Annotated in this window: 23 protein-coding genes and 1 riboswitch; of the genes, 18 read left to right on the top strand and 5 right to left on the bottom strand. The window is 59.5% G+C overall.

Features of this window, described 5'->3' with window-relative positions; translation table 11 throughout:
- Nucleotides 1-3 precede the first annotated feature (3 nt).
- Nucleotides 4-1,086: an IS630 family transposase gene (locus AAAK34_RS13305; protein ID WP_431777370.1), complete on the bottom strand. Its 1,083-nt coding sequence runs from the start codon at nt 1,084-1,086 to the stop codon at nt 4-6.
- Nucleotides 1,087-1,197: 111 nt separating this feature from the next.
- Between AAAK34_RS13305 and AAAK34_RS13300 the strand changes: the two genes are divergently transcribed.
- Together AAAK34_RS13300 and AAAK34_RS13295 are read left to right on the top strand one after the other, a co-directional pair.
- A complete protein-coding gene (locus tag AAAK34_RS13300; RefSeq protein WP_431777369.1) occupies nt 1,198-1,644 on the top strand; it encodes a group II truncated hemoglobin in 447 nt (148 codons plus the stop codon).
- On the top strand, nt 1,637-2,890 hold the full coding sequence (locus tag AAAK34_RS13295) for an MFS transporter (protein WP_231698000.1): 1,254 nt from the start codon (nt 1,637-1,639) through the stop codon (nt 2,888-2,890). The genes AAAK34_RS13300 and AAAK34_RS13295 overlap by 8 nt, the downstream gene beginning before the upstream one ends.
- Here the strand turns inward: AAAK34_RS13295 and AAAK34_RS13290 are convergent.
- A complete protein-coding gene (locus AAAK34_RS13290) occupies nt 2,881-3,528 on the bottom strand; it encodes a Smr/MutS family protein (RefSeq protein WP_231698001.1) in 648 nt (215 codons plus the stop codon). The two genes, AAAK34_RS13295 and AAAK34_RS13290, sit on opposite strands and share 10 nt — an antisense overlap.
- Nucleotides 3,529-4,004: 476 nt before the next feature.
- On the bottom strand, nt 4,005-4,682 hold the full coding sequence (radC, locus tag AAAK34_RS13285; protein ID WP_231698002.1) for a RadC family protein: 678 nt from the start codon (nt 4,680-4,682) through the stop codon (nt 4,005-4,007).
- A gap of 57 nt (nt 4,683-4,739) precedes the next feature.
- Here radC and AAAK34_RS13280 point away from each other — a divergent pair, with 57 nt between their 5' ends.
- The 3 genes from AAAK34_RS13280 to serS all read left to right on the top strand — a co-directional run bounded on the left by AAAK34_RS13280 (nt 4,740) and on the right by serS (nt 7,766).
- Entirely contained in the window at nt 4,740-5,186 is a 447-nt protein-coding gene (locus AAAK34_RS13280) for an FKBP-type peptidyl-prolyl cis-trans isomerase (RefSeq protein WP_231698003.1), read from the top strand.
- A complete protein-coding gene (gene ispH, locus AAAK34_RS13275) occupies nt 5,186-6,154 on the top strand; it encodes a 4-hydroxy-3-methylbut-2-enyl diphosphate reductase (RefSeq protein ID WP_231698004.1) in 969 nt (322 codons plus the stop codon). The genes AAAK34_RS13280 and ispH overlap by 1 nt, the downstream gene beginning before the upstream one ends.
- Before the next feature lie 301 nt (nt 6,155-6,455).
- The gene (serS, locus tag AAAK34_RS13270) at nt 6,456-7,766 is read left to right on the top strand and encodes a serine--tRNA ligase (protein WP_231698005.1); all 1,311 of its coding nucleotides are present in this window, start codon (nt 6,456-6,458) and stop codon (nt 7,764-7,766) included.
- Here the strand turns inward: serS and AAAK34_RS13265 are convergent.
- Nucleotides 7,756-8,616 carry a GntR family transcriptional regulator gene (locus AAAK34_RS13265; RefSeq protein ID WP_431777368.1) on the bottom strand — a complete coding sequence of 287 codons (861 nt, stop codon included), beginning with the start codon at nt 8,614-8,616 and terminating at the stop codon, nt 7,756-7,758. The two genes, serS and AAAK34_RS13265, sit on opposite strands and share 11 nt — an antisense overlap.
- A 198-nt stretch (nt 8,617-8,814) precedes the next feature.
- On the opposite strand from AAAK34_RS13265, the gene AAAK34_RS13260 reads away from it, so the two are divergent.
- From AAAK34_RS13260 to AAAK34_RS13200, 13 genes are all read left to right on the top strand, one after another.
- Nucleotides 8,815-9,828: an ABC transporter substrate-binding protein gene (locus AAAK34_RS13260; protein ID WP_431777367.1), complete on the top strand. Its 1,014-nt coding sequence runs from the start codon at nt 8,815-8,817 to the stop codon at nt 9,826-9,828.
- Nucleotides 9,825-11,567: an ABC transporter permease gene (locus AAAK34_RS13255; RefSeq protein WP_431777366.1), complete on the top strand. Its 1,743-nt coding sequence runs from the start codon at nt 9,825-9,827 to the stop codon at nt 11,565-11,567. Before AAAK34_RS13260 ends, AAAK34_RS13255 begins: the two co-directional genes overlap by 4 nt.
- A complete protein-coding gene (locus AAAK34_RS13250; protein ID WP_231698009.1) occupies nt 11,564-12,649 on the top strand; it encodes an ABC transporter ATP-binding protein in 1,086 nt (361 codons plus the stop codon). The genes AAAK34_RS13255 and AAAK34_RS13250 overlap by 4 nt, the downstream gene beginning before the upstream one ends.
- A gap of 14 nt (nt 12,650-12,663) precedes the next feature.
- Nucleotides 12,664-13,740 carry a mandelate racemase/muconate lactonizing enzyme family protein gene (locus AAAK34_RS13245; protein WP_431777365.1) on the top strand — a complete coding sequence of 359 codons (1,077 nt, stop codon included), beginning with the start codon at nt 12,664-12,666 and terminating at the stop codon, nt 13,738-13,740.
- 139 nt (nt 13,741-13,879) lie between these two features.
- A riboswitch (TPP riboswitch) is annotated at nt 13,880-13,996 on the top strand.
- 73 nt (nt 13,997-14,069) lie between these two features.
- On the top strand, nt 14,070-15,953 hold the full coding sequence (gene thiC, locus AAAK34_RS13240) for a phosphomethylpyrimidine synthase ThiC (RefSeq protein WP_231698011.1): 1,884 nt from the start codon (nt 14,070-14,072) through the stop codon (nt 15,951-15,953).
- 17 nt (nt 15,954-15,970) lie between these two features.
- On the top strand, nt 15,971-16,735 hold the full coding sequence (locus AAAK34_RS13235) for an NAD(P)/FAD-dependent oxidoreductase (RefSeq protein WP_431777364.1): 765 nt from the start codon (nt 15,971-15,973) through the stop codon (nt 16,733-16,735).
- The gene (locus tag AAAK34_RS13230; protein ID WP_431777363.1) at nt 16,720-17,121 is read left to right on the top strand and encodes an FAD-dependent oxidoreductase; all 402 of its coding nucleotides are present in this window, start codon (nt 16,720-16,722) and stop codon (nt 17,119-17,121) included. The genes AAAK34_RS13235 and AAAK34_RS13230 overlap by 16 nt, the downstream gene beginning before the upstream one ends.
- A 30-nt stretch (nt 17,122-17,151) precedes the next feature.
- Nucleotides 17,152-17,403 (top strand): sulfur carrier protein ThiS, encoded by a 252-nt coding sequence (gene thiS, locus AAAK34_RS13225; RefSeq protein ID WP_431777362.1) that lies wholly within the window; start codon nt 17,152-17,154, stop codon nt 17,401-17,403.
- Between the two features lie 4 nt (nt 17,404-17,407).
- Nucleotides 17,408-18,850 carry an arginine-ornithine antiporter gene (arcD, locus tag AAAK34_RS13220; protein ID WP_431777361.1) on the top strand — a complete coding sequence of 481 codons (1,443 nt, stop codon included), beginning with the start codon at nt 17,408-17,410 and terminating at the stop codon, nt 18,848-18,850.
- 63 nt (nt 18,851-18,913) lie between these two features.
- On the top strand, nt 18,914-19,717 hold the full coding sequence (locus AAAK34_RS13215) for a thiazole synthase (protein ID WP_231698014.1): 804 nt from the start codon (nt 18,914-18,916) through the stop codon (nt 19,715-19,717).
- A gap of 1 nt (nt 19,718) precedes the next feature.
- Nucleotides 19,719-21,311 (top strand): bifunctional hydroxymethylpyrimidine kinase/phosphomethylpyrimidine kinase, encoded by a 1,593-nt coding sequence (thiD, locus tag AAAK34_RS13210; protein WP_231698015.1) that lies wholly within the window; start codon nt 19,719-19,721, stop codon nt 21,309-21,311.
- Between the two features lie 6 nt (nt 21,312-21,317).
- Entirely contained in the window at nt 21,318-22,172 is an 855-nt protein-coding gene (gene thiD / locus AAAK34_RS13205; RefSeq protein ID WP_231698016.1) for a bifunctional hydroxymethylpyrimidine kinase/phosphomethylpyrimidine kinase, read from the top strand.
- 72 nt (nt 22,173-22,244) lie between these two features.
- Nucleotides 22,245-23,354, top strand: a complete 1,110-nt coding sequence (locus tag AAAK34_RS13200; protein WP_231698017.1) for an NAD(P)/FAD-dependent oxidoreductase — start codon at nt 22,245-22,247, stop codon at nt 23,352-23,354.
- Nucleotides 23,355-23,384: 30 nt separating this feature from the next.
- Here the strand turns inward: AAAK34_RS13200 and AAAK34_RS13195 are convergent, their stop codons facing one another.
- The gene (locus tag AAAK34_RS13195; RefSeq protein ID WP_231698018.1) at nt 23,385-25,229 is read right to left on the bottom strand and encodes a DUF1566 domain-containing protein; all 1,845 of its coding nucleotides are present in this window, start codon (nt 25,227-25,229) and stop codon (nt 23,385-23,387) included.
- Nucleotides 25,230-25,255: the final 26 nt, after the last annotated feature.

The following is a 25,255-nucleotide window of genomic DNA, read 5'->3' as shown; positions in this document are numbered from 1 at the left end:
GTGCTAGTGTGCCGTTCCATTAATAACTTTACAAAGTCGTTCCAACTTCTCGAAGATTGAGTCGGCTGTTGCCGTCCAGCGGAAGGGGCGCGGGTGTTGGTTGTAGTGCTCGACGAAGGCGTTGATCTTGCGCTTGAGGTCAGGCACCGAATCGAATGAGCCACGCCGGATGGCCTGATTGGTGATCAAGGCGAACCAGCGCTCGACCTGGTTGAGCCATGAACTGTAGGTCGGTGTGAAGTGCAGATGAAAGCGGGGCCGGCGTGCCAGCCATGCGCGAACCCGAGGATGTTTGTGGGTGGCGTAGTTGTCGCAAATGAGGTGCACGTCCAGCGTGCTGGGCACCTGTGCCTCGACATGGCGCAAGAAAGCGAGAAATTCCTGGTGCCGGTGCTTGGGTTTGCATTGCGTGATCACAGTGCCATTGGCGATATCGAGCGCGGCAAACAGCGTTGTGGTGCCGTGGCGCACGTAGTCGTGGGTAACTCCCTCGACATACCCCAGACCCATCGGCAGCATGGGCTGCGTGCGCTGCAGAGCCTGCACTTGGCTTTTCTCGTCCACGCACAGCACCAATGCGTGCTCGGGCGGGTTGAGATACAGCCCGACGATGTCGCGCACCTTTTCGATGAAGAAGGGATCGTTGGAGAGCTTGAAGCTCTTGCTGCGGTGCGGCTGCAAGCCAAACAACGTCATATAGCGGTGCACGGTCGTCGTCGACAGACCCGTCTCATCGGCCAATGAACGCCGCGACCAATGAGTGCGGCCCTTGGGCTGGCTGCCAAGCGCCTTGTTGATCATCAGCGCAATCTGCTCGTCCGTTGCCTGGCGGGGACGCCCCGGCTTGAGTTCGTTGTGCAGCCCCGCAATGCCTCGCTCCCGGTAGCGAGTGCGCCACAGCGTCACAGTTGGGCGACTGTAGCCAAAGCGCTGCGCTACGGAGCTGTTGGTCTCCCCGTCAGCCATGCAAAGAATCATCTGGGCGCGGCGAGCTAACGCCGCAGGCAGGCTTTGCGAGCGTGCCATCGACTCAAGCTGCACGCGTTCGCTCGGCGCAACTACCAGTGGTTTTGCAGGACGTCCCATCGTTGTGCTCCACTACCAAGGATAGCTCTTGGAGTACACAAATAATGTAAAGTTTCATATGAAACGGCACACTAGGGATGCCCTGCATAACTCCCTGCGGTCGCGAGGGTTATGCAGCACATCCCTAACTCATCTGACACCAATGCAGGAGTTGTATTGACTGAACATTCCACTTCAGAGGCTACGCCTTTTGAGCGAATTGGCGGAGAAACTGCCGTACGCGCCTTGGTAGAGCGCTTTTACGATCTGATGGATCTGGAACCAGGTTACGCGGCGTTGCGGGCCACACACGGCACCACGCTCGAAAGTGCGCGACAGAAGCTATTTTGGTTTCTGTGCGGCTGGCTGGGTGGCCCTGGGCATTACGAGGAACGCTTTGGCCATCCCCGCCTGCGCATGCGCCACATGCCGTTTTCCATTGGAATCAAGGAGCGCGATGAATGGCTTGCCTGCATGAATCAGGCCATGGCTGAGACCGGGGTCGAAGAAACCTTGCGTACGCGGTTGGCCCAGAGCTTCTTCCAGACAGCAGACTGGATGCGCAATACCCATGGCTGAGCCTACGGCGAGTGCCCAGCCCGCTGCGGCTCCCGGCGTGTGGCTTAGCCTGGCGGTGACCACCGCGATCCAGGTCATGACCTCGATGGCTCTGCTCACGCTTCCTGTCATGGCACCGGAGGTGGCAAAAGCACTGGGTGTTTCCCCCGCGCTCGTAGGCGGCTATGTGGCGGTGGCCTATATCGCTGCCATGATCGGCAGTCTGGTGGGTGGAACCCTGGTGCGGCGCATGGGCGCCATTCGGGTGAGCCAGATGGGGCTGGTGTGCTGCGGGTTTGGCTTGGCACTGTGTGCGTCCTCTTCCCTTCCAGCTATTGTTCTGGGGGCGCTGGTGATTGGCATGGGCTATGGCCCGATTACCCCGGCCAGCTCGCATCTACTGGCGCTCACCACTCCGGCGCATCGCATGTCCCTTGTGTTTTCGATCAAGCAGACTGGTGTGCCCGCAGGCGGAATGCTGGCAGGGGCCCTGATCCCGGGGGCGTTGCTGTTGGTGGGGTGGCAGGCCACACTGCTCGCCATGGCGGTGGTTTGCATGTTGTGGGCGGCATTGGCCCAACCCCTGCGTGCGTCGCTGGACGCCGATCGCCAGCCAGGTCAGGCCCTTGCACTGGGGGCGTTGCTCCGGCCAGTGCGCATGGTTTTGAGGCATAAAGGTCTTGCCGCGCTTGCCCTTTGTTCTTTTCTTTTTTCCGCAGTTCAGGTGTCACTGACGACCTACCTTGTCACTTTTCTGAATGACAGTCTCGCGATGAGCCTGGTGGCTGCCGGTGCGGCACTGTCGGTTTCGCAACTGGCAGGCGTGGTAGGGCGCATTGCCTGGGGAGACGTGGCAGACCGGTGGCTTGGCGCCCGCAGTACCTTGATCGCCCTGAGCGCCTGCATGGTGGCAGGTTGCCTGCTGACCGCCATGCTTCAACCCGACACGCCCAGATGGTGGCTGTGGGTGGTCATGGCGCTGGTCGGCGCCTCAGGTATTGGCTGGAATGGAGTTTATCTGGCCGAGGTGGCACGCCAGGCGCCGTCTGGCCAAACCAGTGCCGCCACGGGCGGCACGCTGCTGTTTACGTTCATGGGGGTGGTGTTTGGTGCACCGGCGTTTGGTGCACTGTCGAGCGCGGCCGGAAGCTACAGGGTGGGGTTTGCCGCTCTGGCAGTTCCTGCGGCGGTGGCACTGGGGGTATTGCTTTGGCGGGCACGACGCGCGGCACGGTCCGCACCGACCGTAACGACTTCTCAGCCCTGACCGCGCCCAGCCTGTAGCAACACCAGCAAGGCCCCGGCGCCGCCTTCCAGCGGCTTGGCCTGGACAAAAGCCAGCACTTCCTGCTTTTGCACCAACCACCCGTGGACCTTGCCCTTGAGAACGGGTGTGCGTCCTGGCGACCCCAGGCCTTTGCCGTGCACCACACGTACGCACCGAACGCCTGCGCGCTGAGCTTCCCGTAGGAACGCAGACAGCTGCTCGCGCGCCTGATCGACCCTTAGCCCGTGAAGGTCGACCTCACGCTGGACCGACCAGTGGCCGCGCCGAAGTCGCGTTGTCACGTCTGGCCCCAGCCCGGGGCGCGAATAGCTCAATTGCTCGTCGACGTGGAGCAGGGTCGAGGTGTCAAACTCGTCTGAAAGCGCCTCGCGTAAAACCGCTTGCTCGTCTCTTTGACGCTGAACAGGCACGGGCGGCGCGGGCGCGGGTGTATGAAACACGCGGTCGGGCTGGCGCAATGGGCGAATTGGGCCGATCGCTCGGACAAACAGCTCTTGATCTTTCAGTGTTTGTGCCTCTGCCTGGCGTTTAGCCGTGGCTTCAGCATCGACACGGGCCTGCTCTTTGGCCAATTGCTGGCGCATCTTCTTCAGATCCTGGAGCGAATTGCTTTTCATGCCGGCAGTTTTACATAGATTCAGGGAGGGTTTCAGGTCTCAGCGGCAATGGACGTGCTTGAGGGGCGTTTCAAGCTTGGCCCAGCAAATTCTTTGAAAAAATCCACCGACAGTCGCCGCCATGCTGCGTCACAAAGCCTCGCGATACCACTCGGTATCGTTGCGCTTTGTTCCTTTCCTGACACCGATTTCGGCAGATTTGCTTCTTCAACCCAGATTTTCCATTAGGCGCACCTTCGGTGCTGCTTGGGCTTCAGCGGTGCATTTGCGGTCATTTCGGCCCCTCTTCGTCGCCCATAGCTACGGCTATGGGCTCCTCAGTCGGGACCAAACTGCCTCGCAACTGCCCTCGCTGCCATCCCTGGCCCTAATGGGAAATCTGGGTTCAACGAATTTACAACTCTGGACACTAGTTTGCGGGAGTTCTGTTGAGGGCGGACCATGCAGAGAGGGGGTAATTTCGACAGGGTGATGGTTCAGACAATCCCTTCTTCCGCCATGGAAAGAGCCTTCCCGCGTCCCACAATCACATGATCCAGAACGCGCACATCTACCAGCGCGAGCGCCGTTTTCAGCGTTTGCGTCAGTGCTTCATCGGCGCGACTGGGCTGTACGCTGCCACTTGGGTGGTTGTGCGCCAAAACGACTGCAGCTGCATGGTGGTGCAGCGCACGGAGCACCACTTCGCGCGGGTACACACTGGTCTGGGTGAGTGTGCCGCGAAACAGCTCTTCCATGGCGATGAGGCGGTTTTGGGCATTCAAGAAGAGCACAGCAAATACCTCGTGAGCGCGGTTGCCCAGGATCAGCTGCAGATAGTCCTTGACCGCGCCAGGCGATTCAAACGCGGGCTGCTCGGTCAGCTGCTGCGTCAGCGCACGGCGCGCGAGCTCCAGCACCGCCATCAGTTCGGCCCGCTTGGCTGGGCCACCCAGCCCCTTGATGCGTTTGAGATCATCGGCGCCGGTGTGCAGCAGGCCTGCAACACCGCCGAAAGTATCGAGCAACTCCTGTGCCAGATGTAACACGCTTTTTCCTGCCAGGCCAGTGCGTAGCAAGAGTGCCAGCAACTCCACGTCGCTCAATGCGCTGGCTCCGCGTGCCAGCAGTTTTTCGCGCGGACGCGCATCAGGTGGAAGGTCTTTCAAGGTCATGATTCGCCCTGTCCGGGCGTGTTTTCTAAAATGGGGCAATAGTTTATGGAAAATCACATGACAGCCACCATTGAAGCGGGTTCTTTTTTGACCTTGCACTACCGTCTTGCCGGTCCGCAGGGCGATGTGATCAACACTTTTGCAGGCAAGCCTGCCACGTTGTCTCTGGCCAATAGCGAGCTTTCGCCCGCGCTGGAAGAGCGACTGATCGGCATGGAAGAGGGCGCACGCGCCACGTTCGAAATTCCCGCTGGCCAAGCCTTTGGCGAGCGCAATCCTGACATGATCCAATGGCTGTCTCGGCGTGAGCTGGATTCTATGGGCGATCCGCTTGAGCAGTACGCGGTGGGAGAGGTCGTGCAGCTACCAACACCCGATGGACAGGGGCAGTTCGCTGCCGTGGTGCGCGCAGTGCGCGACGATGGGGCCCTGCAACTCGACTTCAACCACCCCCTGGCAGGGCAGCCCGTGACCTTCGAAGTGCATGTGATCGGGGTCCTGTAATGGCTGACGCCGAAATACTGCTGGCCGAGCCCAGGGGCTTCTGCGCTGGCGTGGATCGCGCCATTGAGATCGTCGAGCGTGCCATTGCCAAATTTGGCCGCCCCATCTACGTGCGCCATGAGATCGTGCACAACACCTATGTCGTGAACGACCTTAAGGCCAAAGGTGCGATCTTCATCGAAGACTTGGCGGAGGTGCCTCCGGGTTCCACGCTGGTGTTCAGCGCTCATGGCGTGCCCAAATCCGTGGAACTGGAGGCGCAGGCGCGAGGCTTCAACGTCTTCGATGCGACTTGCCCGCTGGTCAGCAAGGTGCATGTGGAGGTGGCGAAGCTGCACAAAGAAGGCTACGAATTCATCATGATCGGCCACAAGGGACACCCTGAAGTCGAGGGGACCATGGGTCAACTCGAAAGCGGTATTCACTTGGTGGAAGATGTGGCTGATGTTGCCCGTATACAACCTGCCCAGACGGAAAAGCTGGCAGTGGTGACTCAGACCACGCTCAGCGTAGACGATGCCGCAGACATCACTGCTGCCGTGAAGGCGCGCTTTCCACTTGTGCGTGAGCCAAAGCAGCAGGACATTTGCTACGCCACACAAAACCGGCAAGATGCGGTCAAGCTGCTGAGTCCGCAGGTAGAGCTGGTGATCGTGGTTGGTAGCCCCACCAGCAGCAATTCCAACCGCTTGCGCGAGGTGGCACGTAAATTGGGCACGGAGAGCTACATGATCGACAGCGCAGACGAGCTCAAACCAGAATGGTTGGCGGGCAAGGTGCGCATAGGTCTGACTGCTGGCGCTTCCGCACCGGACATTCTCGTGCGTCAAGTCATTGAGCGACTGCGCGAACTGGGCGCGGTTTCGGTTCGCAAACTCGATGGTGCGGAAGAAACCGTGAAATTCCCGTTGCCCAAGGGCTTGAAGCTTGGCGATGCTGGCGAGGTCAATTTGGCGCATATGCGTTGAGGTGAGATCAGTCTGCGCGGCAGCCGGGAAATTCAAGGGGTCGCGCGTATCAATCGGTTATTCGACGCGTGTTACAGCATGGGGTGGGGGCTTTAAGGATGCCCTGCATAACCCTCGCGAATCGGTGGTAGTGCGGATCGGGATGAGGCGCAAGGCGTCTTTTTGCAGCCAATAGCCCAGCTATTGGCAAGAAAAGCAACGCAGCGGATCGCCCGAGGCCGTGCTGCTACCGACCGCAGGGAGTTGTGCAGGGCATCCTTAACGATGCTTCGCTCCCTTTCTCGCCATCTACAATGCGCGCATGCTCGATCCGCTTCTCCTTCGCAAAGACCTGAACGCCGTGGTGGCACGTTTGGCCACCCGCAAAAATCCGCAACCTTTCCTCGACGTCGCTTCCTATTCAGCGCTTGAGGCTGAGCGCAAGACCTTGCAGACTCGTACCGAGGAATTGCAGGCGCAGCGCAACTCCGCCAGCAAACTGATCGGCCAGCGCAAGTCCAAGGGCGAGAGCGCCGACGATGTCATGGCGCAAGTGGCCGCCATCAAGGACGAACTCGAAGCCTCCGCCACCAGGCTGGATGCGCTGCAAGCTGAAATGCAAGCGCTGCTCCTCGGCGTGCCCAACCTGCCGCACGAGAGTGTGCCCGTAGGGGTAGATGAAACCGCAAACGTGGAGGTAAGGCGCTGGGCGCCCCATGGCCTGGCGCCTCGCACCTTCGATTTCGAGGTTCAAGACCACGTCGCGCTGGGCGAGCCTCTGGGCCTGGATTTTGATGCCGGCGTGAAACTGGCAGGCTCGCGCTTCACCTTCATGCGAGGTCCTATCGCACGCTTGCACCGGGCATTGGCTCAGTTCATGCTCGATATCCAGACGTCTGAGCACGGGTATACCGAGTGCTATACCCCCTACATCGTCAATGCCGAGACCTTGCGCGGTACCGGTCAGTTGCCAAAATTCGAAGAAGACTTGTTTGCAGCCAAGAAGGGCGGACAGGAAGGTGAGGGCGAAGCGCTTTACCTCATTCCGACCTCCGAGGTCACACTCACCAATACGATTCGGGGTGAAATTCTTCCCGAAGACGATCTACCGATGCGTCTGACGGCTCACACGCCGTGCTTCCGTTCTGAAGCGGGGAGTGCAGGGCGCGACACACGGGGCCTGATTCGCCAGCATCAGTTCGACAAGGTCGAGATGGTGCAGGTCACGCACCCCGAGAAAAGCTACGAAGCGCTGGAGCAAATGGTCGGTCATGCCGAAGCCGTGCTTCAGAAGTTGGAGTTGCCGTATCGAGTCGTCTTGCTATGCACGGGCGACATGGGCTTTGGCGCGACCAAAACCTACGATCTGGAGGTGTGGGTACCGGCGCAAAACACCTACCGCGAAATCTCCTCGGTCAGCAACTGTGAGGCATTCCAGGCGCGGCGCATGCAGGCCCGTTTCAAGAATGCCCAAGGCAAGAACGAGTTGGTGCACACCCTCAACGGATCCGGCCTCGCGGTTGGTCGGGCGTTGGTTGCGGTACTGGAAAATGGCCAGAATGAAGACGGGTCGATCACCCTGCCCAAGGCGTTGCAGCCCTATATGGGCGGGCTCACAGTTCTCACGCCATGATGGTTATGGGAGTACGAGACTTTGGCTGGCACTCCTCGTACTCTTCACGCGCCGTGTTGAGTTTTTTCTTTAATGTCTGCGTCCGCTGTGTAGACCGGATGGTCTCGGCGGAGTCCGCGATCTTCACGCGCTCTGCGGCCATGACAGCCGCGCCCCCGTCTGGAAACTCCACGCCCATTGGGATCAGTTTCCGCTTGTTGTCTCGACTGCGGCGGGCATGCTCACGAAGGAGGGCCTCGGCCCGTGATCCTTCGCGGGCTTCGATGGCAGCCAAAATGTCTTCGTGATCCGACTGAGCGCGCGAGAGAAAGGTGAACTCAAGCTCGGGCTGCGCTCCGCCTAGTGCAACCGCGCTCGGCGCGGCCAGCGGAGTTTTTGCCACATGCGCCAGTGTGGCCGCCAACACTGGGTTTTGCGCTGCCTGTACTAGTGCACGATGGAATCGTACATTCATTGTGACCCATTGCGCGGCACTTACCAGCTTTCCTGCCGTCGCGGCCTCCACCAGTTGGTAGCCTTCCATGACGCAGGCACGCATTTCCTCAACATGTTCAGGAGGCGAACCTGCTTCGGCAGCGATGCGCGCAGCTAAGCCCTCCAGAGTTCCCCGGACGTCGATGGCTTGAGACACCTCGTCCAAGGTGACACGTTTGACGCGAAAGCCCCGTTTTGGCAAGCGCACGAAGAGCCCTTCGCGCTCGAGCTCTGCAAATGCCAGGCGCAGCGGCGTTCGCGAGACTTTTAGGCGTGACGCTAGATCAAGCTCCACGACGCGTTCGTTGGGCGCCAGTTCTCCAGACAAGACCAAGCGACGAAGCTCGGCTGAGACGCTTTCGATCAGCGAAGCCATAGGGTAGAGCCTTCACTCCGTTGGGCCAGACAACTTTTGGCGGTTTGTGACATGGTAATGATCATGTGCCTGATGTTGATTGGAACTTAAGCGTCGCAATGATTGCATGCAATGCTCGTAATCACTAGTCAAAAAAACCATGACATTGATCAAATTGCATGCAATACTTTTCCCGCTTACGTCATAAAGGAGACAACTTTGAAGACATTTTTCGCGGCCGCTGTCGGCCTCGTCATGAGTATCACGCCCGTTGCGGTTGTCCATGCCCAGAGCCTGAATGAACTGGCGAAGGCAGCACAGGGCAAGCCTGCCGTTACCTGGTACGAGAGCTCGCCGTCCGAGCAGATCGACAAAGTTCTTGCGGCTTTCAATCGCAAGTACCCTTCGGTGAAAGTGCGTCACACGCGACTGGTGGGTGGCAACGAACTTGCTGTGCGTGGTGTGCAGGAGATGCAAGCCAGAGGCTACACGGGTGATTTGCTCACCGGCGGTGCCGACCACATGAGCCAGTTGAAAGGGCGGGGTTATCTCGAAGGTGTGAACTGGGTGCAACTTGGCGTACCCAAGGCTTACGCGCCTAATCCGGAAATGGTGGCCACGACTGCATCAGTGTATGTAGCGCTATGGAACACGCGAAAGGTCAGTGACGCTGAGGCACCAAAGACCTGGGAGGATGTGGTCAATTCCAAATGGAGCAACCGTGTCGGGTCATGGGTGAGGGCCGCCTCGTTCGCCCAACTAGCCGCGACCATGGGCCCCGACTCGGCCAAGGGCTTGCTCGAGCGCTTCATAAAGCTCAAGCCTATGCTTTTCAAATCCACCTTTCCTCTGGCGCAGGCCGTGGGTGCTGGAGAGGTGGATATGGGTATCGGCTTTTACCACTCAACGCTTCCGCCCATCAATGCCGGAGCACCCATCAAGATGCGTGCGCTTGACGTTGTTCCAATGCACATCATTTACTCAGGTGTGAGCAAAAATGCGCGCAACGCCGAGGGAGCCAAGCTTCTCATGGCTTGGCTGGCCACCGACGAAGGTGCTGTCGCCTACGAGGAGGCGACTGGCCGTGGTAACCCGTTGTCCGCCAAGACGAAGACTGCCCAGTTCATTGCCGGCAAGAAGACTTCGGAATGGCCGCCTGAAAAATCCGACGAGTTAGGTGCACTGAACGAGTACTACAACAAACTACTCGAAGCGGTCGGGTCAGCGCGATGAGTGTTTGGGGTAACGCTGCTCCTGCTCCGCAGGCGCGTTTCTTGCCGCGCCTGCCGGGGTGGGCGCTACTTGCGCTGCTGGTCTATCTAGTGGTCGTGCCGCTGGGTTTGCTGCTGGTGGCAAGCTTCAAACCAACGGGGCTCCCCTATGACCCGGGTTTTGGAGTAGTTCAGTACCGCGTGGTTTATGGCGACCCAGGCTTCTACAAACTGGTCTGGAACACAGCCATATTTGCCGTGGGCTGCACGGCTTGCGCGTTGTTTGTCGGAGGCATGCTTGCTTGGCTCGTCGAGCGCACGGATCTCCCAATGAAGGGCGTGGCGCGGGTCATGATTGCGCTGCCAATGGTGCTTCCCCCATTCTTGTTGGCGATGGGTTGGGCGCTTCTAGCTAGTTCACGCACCGGCGTGATTAATCGGATGTTGGTGGAGGCGTTTGGGTTGGACTCAGCGCCATTCAACATCTATTCGATGGGGGGCATGATATTTGTGGAAACGCTTGCTTTGGTGCCTTCCGTGTACCTCATTCTGTGCAGCGCATTTCGCAACATGGACCCCGCGCTTGAGGAAGCGGCTATGACCAGCGGTGCGCGCTGGCCCCAAATGATCAGGCGAATATTCATTCCATTGCTGTCTCCTGCCATTCTTGCGGCAGGTGCCTATTTACTGATCGTGGGTTTTCTCGTGTTCGACGTGCCGGGAACCTTGGGCATGCCCGTAGGGCTCTTTGTGGTCTCCTCCCGCATCGTCTACTTGGCCACAGATCAGTCGGGAGGTACGTCTGCCTATGGGCAGATTGCTGCCATTGCGGTGAGTTTTCTCCTGCTGCTTCTGGCCTTGGCCTGGGCGTACAGAAGACTGACGAGGCATGCCAACCGGTTTATCACCGTCACGGGCAAGGGCTTTCGACCTCGTCAGTTGAAGCTTGGTGCGCTGAAGCCGCTGGCCATCCTTTTTGTAGCGGCATATTTCATGCTGGCCGTTGCGCTCCCACTAGCCATCCTGATTTGGACAAGCCTCACCCCCTATCTAGCCCCCGTAAGCTGGGAAATGTTAGGGAAGCTGACCTTTTCCCAGCATGAAGCTGTTCTTAGCAACAGCAGGGTGGGTGCAGCGGCATGGACATCGACCTGGGTGTCGTTGCTTAGTGCCACCCTCGTGACAGCACTGGCCTTACTCGTAGCCTGGACGGTATTGCGGAGCAAGGCGCTTGGTGAGCGTGTTCGTGGCGTTGTAGATACGCTGGCGTTCATGCCCCTGGCGATCCCGGGCACCATGATCGGCATGGCGCTGGTCTATGTGTATCTCACGCTTGCTTTTTTGCAGGTTTATGGCACTGCGTGGATCTTGGTGATCGCCTACATCACGGTATATCTATCGTTCACCTCCCGCGCCGCGTCCGCTTCGCTAATTCAGTTGCACCCTGAACTGGAAGAGGCTGCTCGAACCTGCGGCGCATCCACTGCCACGACGCTTCGGCGCATTGTGTTGCCGTTGCTCCTGCCAGGGTTGGCAGGTGCCTGGGTGTGGGTTGTGGCCCATGTGATGCGGGAGCTGTCGACGGCGCTGCTGCTGCAAGGCGACGACAACGTGACCGCGGCCGTTCAACTTTGGAGCTACTGGTCGGGTGGCGAGCCCGGAAAGGCGGCTGCCGTGGGGGTTTGGCTTGTACTGGCCATGACAGTGATTACAGTGATATGGCAGCGCCTGGCGGCGAGGCGCGAGGAAACATCTAAATGATCGAATGCAAGGATCTATGGTTGACCTACCCGGGGGCGGCGCAAGCCTCAGTGTGCGGAGTCTCTTTATCCCTCGCGCCTGGGGAGTTTGTCACGCTGCTCGGTCCCAGCGGTTGCGGAAAGACGTCCACCTTGCGCAGTGTCGCAGGTCTTGAGGCGCCATCTTCGGGGTCTATTCGTATAGGCCAAAGCTTGGTATTTGACGGCGGGAAAGGCGTGCAAACTCCAACTCATTCGCGTGATATTTCGATGGTGTTCCAGTCCTACGCGATCTGGCCACACATGACCGTACAGCAAAACGTGGCGTTTCCCCTGGAAGTTGCGCGCACTGCTCGAGAAGAGATCAGGACGAGAGTGGAAGATGCGCTGCGGATGGTTGGTCTAAGCGCATACGCAACACGCAGTGCGACGCAACTCTCGGGAGGCCAGCAGCAACGAGTGGCGATCGCTCGAGCCCTTGTGCGCCGTTCAAGTGTCATGTTGCTCGATGAGCCACTTTCAAATCTCGATGCGAAACTGCGCGAGCAAATGCGTTTGGAGTTGCGAGAGCTTATCAAGACGGTAGGCCTGACTGCGTTATATGTGACGCACGATCAGGAGGAAGCACTCATGCTGTCTGATCGCATCGCGCTAATGAGCTCCGGGAGAATTCTGGAAGAGGGCACGCCGCAGGAGCTTTATCTTCGCCCCCGTACTCGCTTTGGCGCTACATTTCTGGGCGCTGCCGAAATATTCGACGTAGCCGGCATAAGCGGCAGCGACATTGACACGCCTGATGGTCCCCTGCAGCTCACCGTGGAGGCGGGCGGTGTGGCGCATGTGGCCATTCGGCCAGAGGCCATCGTGGCAACGCAGTCAGGCTGCGCACCTGGGGCTTCTGGCTCGCCGGTAGCCAATCGCTGGAGCGGCAGGCTTGTCAGTGCCATCTTCTCCGGGCGACAACAGCAGTTGGTGGTCGAATTGCACAGCGGCCGGCGGGTAAACGTGCTGGCGCCGCCGACGAGCGCTTTTCGTGTAGGAGCGCCGATCACTCTCGAATTTCCGGCGGAGCGCTTGATGCCCCTAGCCGAAGGTTCATCTTGAACAGGGAATTGGAAATGCCAAGCAAGACAGTCATTGAAGTCAAACCGTATCGGCTCGCTCTCCAAACACCTTATCGCTGGTCCAAAGGCACGCAGTATCACCGCATGGGTGCCATCTTGAGGCTAGAGTCTCCAGACGGTCATGTGGGTTGGGGCGAAGCTGCCTTGCCTCCACATGTGGACTACCCTCAGGAAGCGTTTGCAGACGAGATCAGAGCGCTGATGACGGGTCTCGATCCACTGGCGTCAGATTTTCTTAGTGAAATCTCTTTGCGGGAATGCCCGGCGCGCATCCGTTGCGGTATTTCTACCGCAGTGCTTACTCTTCGGGCGGCGCAGTGTGGTCGGACGCTTGCAGGATACCTTCTTGGAGGTGAGCGCAGCGTGCCTGAGCGAGTGCCAGTCAACGACCTTATTGGAGATGCAGAGCCTGAGGTATGTGCGCAACGTGCTCGAGACGCCGCCGCTCGTGGACAGGACACCGTAAAAGTCAAGTGCACGCCAGAGCGTGAGCTCGATCTCGCTCGCATTCAAGCCATTCGGGAAGCCATGCCGGGCATCAAAATACGTCTTGATCCCAACGAGAGCTGGCCCGTTGAGTGGGCAGGTGAGCAGCTTCGAGCCATGGAGAAATTCAACATCGAGTACTGTGAAGAGCCTTTGCCGCGCGGCACTCCGTTGTCGGTTTATGGGCAGTTGCGACGCGAGACCCGTGTGCCAATTGCCCTAGATGACAGCATACGTACTGTGCGCGACGTCGAACTGGCGGCGATTCATAAGGCGGCAGATATCTTCATTCTCAAGGCTCAGCGTGTGGGTGGACCTGACCGTTTGCTGGAAATTGTGCAGGCTGCCACTGCACACGGCATTGGGTGTACGGTTACCTCAAGCCTTGAAACCTCCTTGGGTCTTTACCTCGGCATTCACTGTACGGCACTGACACCTTCACCGATTGCTGCGGCGGGCATTGGAACCGCGAGGTTCTACGCCGAGAACGTATGTGAGCCGCCGCCAATAGTTGATGGATGCATGGCTGTGCCTAATGCCCCAGGATTGGGTTTTGATCCGCAATCATGGTGGGACGCGTCATAAGAGTGTTCTTGGGCTGTGCCGGACGTCTGCATTTCGCTGTGTCTGATACAGCCAGGTCACGATTTCGATCTCGCACCCACTTTGGCGAGAGATGAGTTGGTAGGGTCGTGTTGGTAGGGTCGCCTTTTTTCGTTATGATGCGTCTACTCCGGGGTGCCTGCCGTTTTTCGCGGCAGGCTGAGATGGTTCCCTTGAACCGAACCCGCCGAACTTGATCCGGTTAGCACCGGCGTAAGGACGAGACTGATCATCGCCAGCAGCGGCTGCCGTGGGGCTTTGCCGTTGGTAGTGAACACCGGAGTGCTCTTCAATTAGGCAGGAGACCTTCGATGAACGCGCCAGATAAATTCCAGCAGCTGCTCACGCTTACCCGTGAGCCCTTCCCAGCTTCCAGCAAGTCCTTCATTGAGGGCTCTCGTGCCGATATGCGGGTGCCTGTGCGTGAAGTGCGGCTGACCAACGGGGAAACCGTGTCGCTCTATGACACCTCGGGGCCATACACCGATCCGCAAGCGATGATCGACGTGCGGCGCGGGTTGCCCACTTCCGCACGTGAAGCCTGGGTCCTCGAACGTGGTGACACAGAGCACTATGCAGGCCGTGAACGCGTGGCGCTCGACGATGGTGGCAAGCACGAAGACCGCGATGCCGAGCGCATTGCACAGTTGCGCCAGGAAGCCGCAGGCTTGCAACGACAGCCACGCCGGGCCAAGAGCGGCTCGAACGTGACCCAGATGCATTACGCCCGCAAGGGAATCGTCACGCCTGAAATGGAGTACGTCGCCCTGCGCGAGAACGGCCGCCGGGAGTGGATGGCTGAGTATCTGGGCGATGCAGCCCGCGAGGCGCGACTGAAGGGCGATAGCCTGGGTGCGTCCATTCCGAAGATCATTACACCCGAGTTTGTGCGGGACGAGGTGGCGCGTGGCCGGGCCATCATTCCGGCCAACATCAACCATCCTGAGCTGGAGCCCATGGCCATTGGGCGCAATTTCCTGGTCAAGATCAACGCCAACATCGGCAACAGCGCGGTCACCAGCAGCATTGAAGAAGAGGTTGAAAAGCTCGTGTGGTCGATCCGCTGGGGCGGCGATACGGTGATGGATCTTTCCACCGGAAAGAATATTCACACCACGCGCGACTGGATCGTGCGCAACTCGCCTGTGCCCATTGGTACCGTGCCGATCTACCAAGCGCTCGAAAAAGTGGGTGGCGTGGCAGAAGACCTCACTTGGGAGATTTTCCGCGACACGCTCATCGAACAGGCAGAGCAGGGCGTGGACTATTTCACCATTCATGCGGGTCTGCGCCTGCCGTTTATTCACCTCACGGCCAACCGCATGACCGGCATCGTGAGCCGCGGTGGCTCGATCATGGCCAAATGGTGCATTGCACACCACAAAGAGAGCTTCCTCTATACGCATTTTGAGGATATTTGCGACATCATGAAGGCCTACGATGTCTCCTTCAGCCTGGGTGATGGTCTTCGCCCGGGCAGTGGAGCAGATGCCAACGATGAAGCGCAGTTTGCCGAGTTGCGTACCCTGGGTGAACTGACGCAGGTCGCCTGGAAGCACGATGTGCAAACCATGATTGAAGGGCCCGGCCACGTTCCGATGCACATGATCCAGGCGAACATGACCGAGCAACTCAAGCATTGTCATGAGGCGCCGTTCTATACCCTGGGCCCGTTGACAATCGACATAGCCCCCGGTTACGACCACATTTCCAGTGCCATTGGCGCAGCCATGATCGGCTGGATGGGTACAGCCATGCTGTGTTACGTGACGCCCAAGGAGCACCTGGGGCTGCCTGATCGCAATGACGTAAAGCAAGGCATCATTGCTTACAAGATCGCTGCGCATGCGGCTAACGTCGCCAAGGGGCACCCGGGGGCACGCGCCCGGGACGACGCCCTCAGTAAGGCACGTTTCGAGTTCCGCTGGCATGACCAGTTCAACTTGAGCCTCGACCCCGACACGGCCAAGGACTACCACGACGAGACCTTGCCCAAGGATTCGTCCAAAGAAGCACATTTTTGCTCTATGTGCGGTCCAAAGTTCTGTTCAATGAAGATCACGCAGGAGGTGCGCGACTTCGCAGCGGCCAAGGGCTTGAGCGAGCAGGAGGCGCTGCGGGCGGGCATGGAGCAGAAATCGGCCGAGTTCCAGGCCGCGGGTGGTGCGTTCTACGTGCCTATACATAAGGCTTGAGAATCCAAGGCCCAAGAATGGCGCAACCCCCATCCAGGCAAATTGGAATAGCCGGCGCTGGCTTGCTAGGCCGGCTGCTGGCTTGGCAGCTGTCACGGGCGGGGCATCGGGTGTCCGTGTTCGATGTTTCCAGCGGCCCCGAGCCAGTTCCGCGTAGCCAGGCTGGCGACCCCTACGTACCTACAGCAGCTGGCTTCACTGCGGCAGGTATGCTCAGCCCACTGGCCGAGCTAGATAACGCCGAGCCCGCATTGGCGGCGATCGGCTGGCGTTCGCTGGAGCTTTGGCAGCAGATCGCGCAGGAACTCGGGCGTCCGGAGTTGGTGAAGGTGCAGGGCAGCCTGCTGGTGGCTCATCGTTCAGATTTGGGCGCTGCGCAGCGCGTGCTGGACCGCATGCGCGTGGCGACCGCGACGTCTGAGTGGCAATCGGCCAGCCCTCGTGAGTCCGTTCAAAAGCTTGACGCGGCAGACTTGCAATCTCTCGAGCCGTCCATCCAAGGCCCCTCCCACGCGTGGCTGTTGCCGGGTGAGGGCTTCATTCACACGGTGGCGACGATGCAGGCTTTGTACGCCGCAGCTGCCGGTGTTGATTGGCACTGGGGCCAGGGGGTGCTCGCCGTGCATGGAGGGGAGGGCGGTGGGACCTTGTGTTTGCTAGACGGACGTACCTTGGCTTTTGACGTGGTGATTGATGTGCGGGGTGCCGGTGCCAAGGCAGGCGTACCCGTAGGTGCCAGCAGGTCTGGTGCCGAGACCGTGCGGGGGTGCGCGGTGAAGTGATCTGGCTCGATTGCCCTGGTCACGGGCTTCAGCGCCCAGTGCGGCTGCTGCACCCGCGTCACCGTGTGTATATTGTGCCGCGCTCTGCACGGGACATAGTAGTCGGAGCCAGCGAAATAGAAAGCGAAGACCGCTCCCCGGTAAGCTTGCGCAGTGCGACTGAACTCATGGCGGCAGCCCATAGTGTGGTGCCGGCGCTTGCCGAAGCACGCATCCTCAAGCTGGACGTCAATCTGCGCCCCGCTTTGCCCGACAATAACCCCCTTCTCGAATGGCAAGGGTGCCGGCTGGTCATGAATGGCCTGTTCCGGCATGGTTGGCTATTGGCGCCCGCTCTCATCGAGCAGGCGCTTGCCGCAGATGGTGCGCGCGTGGTCAGGAAGTAGGTCGACTGTGCCTGCACGTTAAGTGAAAAAATGAAAGATAACCGGATTTCGAACGCAGACACGCAAGCGCTCCAGGCGCCTGCCGTGATGATCAAGCTTGATGGGCAAGCCCGCGAAGTGCTTGCAGGCACAACGCTCGCTCAGTTGGTGGCGGCACTCGGACATGAAGAGAAATCCGTTAGCACAGCGGTGAATGGTGAGTTTGTTGCTCGCTCGGCCCGAAGCCGCGAACTGCTTGAAGGCGATACCGTGCTGCTATTCCAGCCCATCGTGGGTGGCTGATCACGTGGCGAACGAAGCCCCTACCGAATCCCGAAAGCTCAGCCTAGGCCCACTCACCGCACTCGTGGTGGGTTCCATGGTGGGCGGGGGCATTTTTTCGATCCCGCAGAACACGGCCGCCAGCGCGGCGGTAGGTGCCACGGCCTTGGCCTGGGGCATTACCGGGCTGGGCATGCTGGCACTGGCGTTTGTGTTTGTGAATCTGACCTTGCGTAAACCGCAGCTCGATTCGGGGGTGTACGCCTACGCGAAGGCGGCCTTCGGTCCATTCGTGGGCTTCAGTTCTGCCTGGGGTTACTGGTTCATGGCAGTGCTCGGCAACGTGAGCTATTACGTTCTCTTGTTTAGCACGCTGGGGCATTATGTGCCCGTATTTGGCGACGGCAACACGCCCGCTGCGGTAGTTTGTGCCTCCATCCTGCTGTGGGGCATGCATGCCCTGGTGATGCGGGGCATCAAGGAGGCGGCATTCATCAACCAACTGACCACCGTCGCCAAGCTTGTGCCCTTGCTGCTGTTCGTAGGGCTGGTGGCATTCGCGTTTCAACTGGATGTATTCTCGCAGGACATCTGGGGCCGCAGCAATCCGCAGTTGGGTGGCGTGTCGGATCAGGTGCGCGGCATGATGCTGGTGACGGCGTGGGTGTTTGTGGGAGTCGAAGGTGCCAGCGTCTATTCGGCACGTGCAGAGCGGCGAACTGAGGTGGGTCGAGCCACGCTGCTCGGCTTTCTGTTTACGCTGGCGCTGATGGTGGCCGTCAGTTTGCTTTCCATGGGAGTGATGGCACAGCCGGAGTTGGCTCATCTAAAGGCACCCTCCATGGCGCATGTGCTGGCACACGTGGTGGGGCCCTGGGGAGCCGCGCTGATCAGCATAGGTCTGCTGATCTCGCTTTCGGGTGCTTTGCTCTCGTGGCTTCTGCTCTCCAGCGAGACGCTCTTTATGGCTGCCCGCGACGGTGCCGCGCCGCGCTGGCTGTCCAAGGAAAATGCACACGGAGTGCCTATCAGCGCCATGTGGCTGACCAGCGGATGCGTTCAGGCCTTCTTGCTGATCACATTGCTTAGCAGTTCCACTTACTTGTCGCTGGTGAGCCTCGGCACTTCCATGATCTTGCTGCCCTATATTTGGGCTGCACTGTACGGATTGCAGCTTGCCTGGCAAGGGGAAGGTTATCGATCTGCCGACAGGGGCTTGCGCCAGCGCGACCTGGCCATTGCTTCCGTGGCAGTGTTATATGCCCTGTGGCTGCTCTATGCGGGCGGCGTCAAATACCTGCTGTTGTCCGCACTGCTGTATCTGCCCGGTGCGCTGCTTTATGTCTGGACTCGCCGGGGCCTGGGCTGGAGCCTGTTCGGGCGCAACGAGTGGGTGGTTTTCGGTTTTGTCCTGGCGGCGGCCCTCACAGCCGCCTGGGGATTGCAGGCGGGTTGGCTTTGGTTGTAGCGTTCGGCTTTGGCAGTTCGTAAACATGCTCCAAGAGACGTTATGAAGTTACGGGAAATGACCATGATTGAATCCGATGATTGGGCGGTGGGGGATGTCACGCTGACCAGCCGCTTCCTGCTGGGTACCGCTGGCTACCCTTCGCCGAAGGTGCTCGGCGAGTCCATCGCAGCATCTGGCGCGCAGATTGTCACCGTGGGGCTGAAGCGCCAGTTGGCGGCAGCGGGCGACAACGGATTCATCGAGATGATCCGGGCCGCAATGAACCAGCATGGGGCACGCCTCTTGCCCAACACAGCCGGCTGCACCACCGCGCGAGAAGCCATTCAGCTGGCCCATATGGCGCGGGAGCTGTATGACACCCCCTGGCTCAAGCTGGAGGTGGTAGGCGATGAATATACCCTGCAGCCTGACCCGCTGGAACTGGTGGAGGCGGCGCGCCAGTTGGTGAAAGATGGCTTCACTGTGTTTCCCTATTGCACCGACGACCTGGTGACAGCCAAGCGCCTGCTGGATGCCGGTTGCCCGCTGCTCATGCCTTGGGGCGCGCCCATTGGCTCGGGGCAGGGGCTGCTTAATCCGTTCGCGCTGCGCACGCTGCGCGAACGCTTGCCGGATGTGGTGCTCATCGTGGATGCTGGCATAGGGGCGCCAAGCCACGCAGCCCAAGCCATGGAAATGGGTTTCGATGCGGTGCTGCTCAATTCAGCGGTCAGTCAGTCGAGCAATCCGCCACGCATGGCCGCTGCGTTCGGGCAAGCCATTGAAGCAGGGCGCGCGGCTTTCAGAGCCGGCGTCATGGCTCGGCAGGATTTTGCCGTGGCAACCACGCCGGTCACTGGGAACCCGTTTCTGATCGGGGAATGAAGTGCCGGACAAACTACCTTCAGCTGCACCTACGTTTAAATCTCCACCCGTAGTCTGGAGCATTGCGGGCAACGACAGCGGCGGCGGTGCCGGATTATCGGCTGACCAGAGAGCAGCAAGCGCCTTCGGTGTGCATCTTTGCCCCGTGGTGGCGGCAGTCACCGCTCAAAGTTCTGTGGAGATCACTCGGGTGGCGCCCATGCCGGCTGAGGTGCTGGAGGCGCAATTGGCCACGCTGGCGACGGACCTGCCCCCGGTCGCCATCAAAACCGGGTTACTGGGTAGTGCCGAGAACGTGGAGGTTGTCGCACGATGGGTAGACCGGATGCGTGTCCACGGGAAAGTGGCGCTTGTAGTCGATCCCGTGCTGGGCGCCAGCACGGGCGCCACCTTCGCTGGCGATGAGGTACTGAGGGCTTACCGTGAGTTGCTGCTGCCGCGAGCCACGGTGGTGACCCCCAACGAGCGGGAAGCTCGCAGGCTTGTCCCAGAAAAAGGTGAGCCGTCCTCCATTCCTGAGCTTGCGCGACATCTTCGCTCTTTGGGTGCAGCCTCCGTTGCCATTACGGGCGGAGACAATCCCGATGCCCCTGATTGGTCGCTTGACTGGATTGACTCCCCCCATGCGAGCGGTTGGCTGGGTCTCCAGCGTGTGGACACGCCGCACAATCATGGCACCGGTTGCACCTTCGCCACCAGTGCGGCCGCCGCTTTGGCGCTCGGGTTTGTAGCAGCTGATGCACTGGTGCTCGCCAAAATGGCGACTACTCAAGCCCTGCGCCATGGTTACTCAGCCGGACAAGGGGCTGGGCCTGTGGCAGCGTGTGGCGGATTTGCCGTTCAACCGGAACTGATGCCCTGCATGTCGTGGGGTGAAGGTCCGGATTTTGACTTTGTGCCGCGCGCCGCATCAGCCCAGAGTCTGGATCTATACGCCATTGTCGATTCCGCCGAACGCGTGGCGCAAGTGGTGGCGGCGGGCGTCACGACCGTTCAGCTTCGTGTGAAGACGCCGGCCATGCCAAACGAAAAATGGGTTTCGACACTGCGTGAATCGATTGCGCAATCGGTATCGGTTTGTCGCGAAGCGGGTGCGCAGCTGGTTGTGAACGACCATTGGCGGCTGGGCCACGAGCTTGGAGCGAAGGCGGTACACCTGGGGCAGGAAGATCTCTGTGCACTCGGCGATGAGGGGCGGCAGGAACTGGCGGCCACCGGCCTTGCAGTGGGCATCAGCAGCCACAGCCTTTGGGAACTTGCGCGCGCCCGTTCATTGAATCCGGCCTACGTGGCTTGCGGCCCGGTTTGGCCAACGCTCACCAAGGCAATGCCCTGGCGAGCGCAGGGCCTGGACAATCTGGCATGGTGGGTTCGAATGGCTGGTGTGCCTGTGGTGGCCATTGGCGGGATTCTGGATCATGGGCAACTCACACTGGCCGCCCAAAGTGGCGCGAGCGGTGTTTGTGTGGTGCGCGGCTTGGGTGATGATCCCGCCACGACGATACCGGGCTGGCAATCTGCGCTGGAGCAAGGGCGCAGAGCAGAGGCACTTCCGGTGCCTGCTCTTCCGCATTCCTCACTGGAGCGTTTGTAGAACGTCATGAAAGCTATTCCATTGACGCATCAATACGTCCGCGTACTGACCATTGCCGGCTCCGATTCGGGAGGTGGCGCGGGCATACAGGCTGACCTGAAGACCATGGCGGCCTTGGGTTGCTACGGAATGAGCGCGATTACGGCGTTGACGGCCCAGAACACCCAAGGCGTTTGCGCCATCCACGCCGCGCCTGCGGAGCTTCTCGCCGCGCAGATTGACGCCGTGGTGAGTGACATCGGCGCTCAAGGTGTCAAGATCGGCATGCTTCACAGCGCCGAAATTGTGCACACGGTGGCGCAGGCCATTGATCGGCACCAGCTTGCCAACATCGTTCTGGATCCGGTGATGGTGTCGGCTACAGGAGCGCGGTTGATCGAACACTCCGCTGTAGAAGCCATCGTGCAGGAGCTTTTCCCCCGAGTGGCGATCATTACACCGAACATTGATGAAGCCGCATTGCTTCTTCGCAGGTCGGTGGACCGTGTGGCGGATCTCGCCCCGGCAGCGCGTGCCCTGCTTGATCTGGGTGTTGGCGCTGTCTTGCTGAAAGGCGGTCATTTGCAGGGTGAGGAGGTGCACGATCTTCTGGCATGCTCCAATGCTTCAGGGGAGCCGGTCTTCCACGAGATGCGGGCACCGCGGATTGCCACACAGAATCTGCATGGCGCTGGCTGCACCCTTTCGTCTGCCATTGCGGCGCATATGGCGCTCGGTTTCACACTGACAGAATCTGTTGAGGCTGCGCGCTCGTATGTCCGCGAGGCGTTGATCTCCGGGGCTGGTGTTCGCACAGGCGCAGGCGTAGGGCCCCTTGATCATGGATTTGCACCTCTGCCGACGCAGAAGTGGCCCCTTTGATTCAGATCCGCCCACTTCTGCACTCGATCAGTAGGACAAGATTTCCCTGAATTTTCCAGAGGATCGGAGACCATGGATCAAGTCGATACCGTCGTTGTCGGCGCGGGCGTGGTGGGGCTTGCAGTGGCGCGTGCGCTGGCGCTTGGTGGCCGTGAAGTCATTGTGCTCGAAAGTGCAGGTGCCATCGGCACAGGCACCAGTTCCCGAAATAGCGAAGTGATCCACGCAGGCATCTATTACGAGCCTCGCACTCTGAAGGCTTTTCTTTGCGTGCGCGGAAAGAAGTTGCTTTATGACTATTGCACGGAGAGAGGCATCAGCCACCGGCGTTGCGGCAAACTGATCGTCGCAACCAGCGAGGCAGACTTGCCCAGGCTCCTTTCCATTCGCGAGCACGTTGCCGAAAACGGGGTTACCGATCTTGTGCATTTATCACGTCAGGATGCGCAGGCCATGGAGCCTGAACTAGAGTGCGTAGCGGCCTTGCATTCGCCTTCTACAGGCATCGTGGACAGCCATGCACTCATGCTGAGCCTTCTGGGTGATCTGGAAAACGAGGGTGGGGCGCTTGCGCTCAACTCACAATTGGCGGCCGCTCAATTCAGTGAAAAGTCCGGCCCTGAATCGATTGTCCTGACCATGGCCGATGGCACCCAACTTGCCGCGCGCCAGCTGGTTAATGCAGCGGGTTTGCAAGCTCCCCAACTGGCGCGCCGCTTTGCTGGGCTGGGCGTACAGCATGTGCCGCAGGCATGGTTCGCCAAGGGTAGCTATTTCACGCTGACCGGAAAAGCGCCGTTCTCGCGACTGATCTATCCTGTACCCGAAGCTGGCGGCCTGGGTGTGCACCTTACGCTGGATCTTGGTGGCCAGGCCAAATTTGGGCCTGATGTGCAGTGGGTCGAAAATGCAGACGATCTACTGGTGGATTCCTCGCGCGGAGACGCTTTCTATGCGGAGGTCCGAAAGTACTGGCCGGGCTTGGTTGATGGGGCTCTGCAGCCGGGTTATGCCGGGATTCGTCCCAAGATCAGCGGCCCCGGGAAATCAGCAGCTGACTTCCTGATCCAGGGGCCGCGTGTTCACGGGGTGCCAGGATTGGTCAATCTCTTCGGCATCGAATCGCCAGGGCTAACCAGTAGCTTGGCGATCGGGGAGTACGTTGCCGATTTGCTTGACTAACGTTGACAGCCACAAGACTCGGCTGCCGGGCTACTCCTTGTCCCCACTTGCCACGCACCAAGCTCCTGCGCGCCAGGTCCGAGCATCGTAATTGCAGGGGATCTCGTCGACGAAATTGCATGCGTAATCGACGCCATCATCCCACAACGCACTGTAGTAGTTGCCAGTGATACCGCTCATGGTGCTGGAGAAATAAGCACCGCCGTCTACGAAACCACGAGCTCCTTCCCAGCCAACGTCGCCACCCATTTGAAAGCCCTGTTCACCGAGCCACTTGAAGATTCCTGCACCACTGTGCGCGGTTCCGTCGCTGGGGCTTCCTTGTACAACAGCATGGAATTCGGGGTCTGAAGGCAGCCGCCATGTGTGGTTACCGGCGAATCCGGAGTCGGCAAGGCCCTTGCATTGCTCGCCAGCCTTTTCGACATAGGCGTCACCCCAATAGGTCGTGGCAGGCACTTCCAGGTTCGAGAAAGGCGCCCTGAGCCAGAGCAGTTTGCTTCGCTGATCGAGAATGGTTCCGTTGTCTTCAGCGTGCATCTCTTGCGTCAACGTGTCTTGTGCGGCCAGGGCAATATTGAGTTGATCGAGGTAGTACTTGGCTCCATTCTTGTCAGGAGGTGTTTGCGCCATGGAGGCCTCGACCAGTAAGTTGGCCGCCATCACTTGCACGGATTGGTAGTATTCCTTGATCTTGATAAGCCGCGGATCAACGATCGGGCTATAGAAAGGCTTGGTGGTTTTCAGATAATCGTGCCAACGTTGAATGACTCCCACTTCGCTGGGGGAAGGGACCATGGAGGCTTTGATGAGAGCAGTAAGCTGCACCACACCTACGTTGGAGTCCAGAATGGCCGTAATTCGTTGCCGAACTTCGGCTTGTGTGGCCTCGGCGGCACGCGCGCACGCAGCATCTACCGGCTTGCCTTGACTGTCCATTAGGCACGCAGGGAGCTGAGAAACCCAAGTGAGGTAATCGTACTGCTGCTGGATATTGGTAATCGCATTGAGCAGGTTCACGCTCACGATCTCTGCCTCGGTCTGCTTTTGTTCACTCAGCACCTCTGTGGTCAGCGCCTTCAACTCATCAAGCTTGGCAGAGATTTCGTGCAGCTCCTTGAGGATTTCGGCGTTGCCCCCCACACCGGCAGCGGAGAGAATGGCCTCAAAGGCCCAGCTGAATAGTTCGTCCCCAAGGTGCTTAGCCAGTTCCTCGGTGAGCTTTTCGATTATGCTCCCTGCATCACCTACCGGAGGCCTCCCAAAGCTGTGTGCGGTTGCCCCGGCATCCAGCTCATTCAAGAGCTGATTGATATAGGTGCCAAGTGCCGGTGCCTCTCGCGATTGGGCAGACTGGAGAAAGAGCTCGTGCCTGAAGTGATCCTGCAGCGGGTTGTCTGAGGCCAGCGGTGCTCGCTCGGGGGCAATGGGTACCTGCAGAAAGCCTAGCACCTTGCTCGCTGCTTCTGATACGCTGGTTTTGGGGTGGCGGTCTACGTATCGGCTCACCAGAGTGGATACCGCATTCACATACAAGAGATGCTGCTCCGGGTTGAAGTTTTCAACGTCGAGCAGGAGCGTTTCTTGGAAGGGTTTCCCCTCATAGCTACCCTCGCTGACCGCAACGCGAAAGCGCGCACCAAGTGCTGGGCTCACAGGTACTGTGAAGGTTCCTGTTTCGCTGGTGGTCGTGCTGCCGTAGTCGGAAGATGCGTTTCCGGCAGAGTCAAGAACCTGCACTTTAGCGCCGACCAGCGGCGAACTCAGGTGAGCTTTGCCATTGGCCAAGGGCAAGGCTGGCGTGTCTCCTCCAGTGCCGCCGCCGCAGCCGGACACCAAAAGTGTCGCAGCAAGGAGTATTGTTTTGATAGTCATAAGACTTATTCTTACATTTCAGGTGA

The organism is Ottowia caeni, from assembly GCF_050821495.1.
Classification (GTDB): Bacteria; Pseudomonadota; Gammaproteobacteria; order Burkholderiales; family Burkholderiaceae_C; genus Ottowia; species Ottowia caeni.
Note: the sequence above shows the minus strand (reverse complement) of the source record. Positions and strands in the feature narration are given on the sequence as shown.